Source organism: Pseudoalteromonas sp. P1-16-1b, from assembly GCF_001401785.1.
In the GTDB taxonomy this organism is placed as follows: Bacteria; Pseudomonadota; Gammaproteobacteria; order Enterobacterales; family Alteromonadaceae; genus Pseudoalteromonas; species Pseudoalteromonas undina.
On the sequence record NZ_LKGQ01000055.1, the window covers coordinates 1 to 459 of the forward strand.

Below are 459 nucleotides of genomic sequence, written 5' to 3' on the forward strand. Positions count from 1 at the left end.
GGAGTGGCGGAATTGGTAGACGCGCTGGATTTAGGTTCCAGTATCTTAGGATGTGAGAGTTCAAGTCTCTCCTTCCGCACCATATTCTTGATGAGAATTAAAATTATCAATTGTTTATTGTTGGGATATCGCCAAGCGGTAAGGCACCAGGTTTTGATCCTGGCATTCCCAGGTTCAAATCCTGGTATCCCAGCCAACAATGGCTAAGTAGCTCAGCTGGTTAGAGCACATCACTCATAATGATGGGGTCACAGGTTCAAATCCCGTCTTAGCCACCACTTCTTTTCTAGAAGTGGCTCTGCAAGAGTTAAATTGCAGCTCAATGAAGAGCTTAAAATAACTACCATTTCTTTGATTAATTCAAAGTGATATGCGGGAGTGGCGGAATTGGTAGACGCGCTGGATTTAGGTTCCAGTATCTTAGGATGTGAGAGTTCAAGTCTCTCCTTCCGCACCATA

The 459-nt window shown here is 44.2% G+C and carries 3 tRNA genes; all 3 read left to right on the top strand.

Annotated features, from left to right (window positions below):
• The first annotated feature begins 121 nt into the window (after positions 1-121).
• The 3 genes from AN392_RS18130 to AN392_RS18140 all read left to right on the top strand — a co-directional run bounded on the left by AN392_RS18130 (position 122) and on the right by AN392_RS18140 (position 457).
• Positions 122-196: transfer RNA gene (locus AN392_RS18130), tRNA-Gln, on the top strand.
• A gap of 5 nt (positions 197-201) precedes the next feature.
• Positions 202-278: transfer RNA gene (locus AN392_RS18135), tRNA-Met, on the top strand.
• 94 nt (positions 279-372) lie between these two features.
• A tRNA-Leu gene (locus AN392_RS18140) sits at positions 373-457 on the top strand.
• The last annotated feature ends 2 nt before the right edge of the window (positions 458-459 follow it).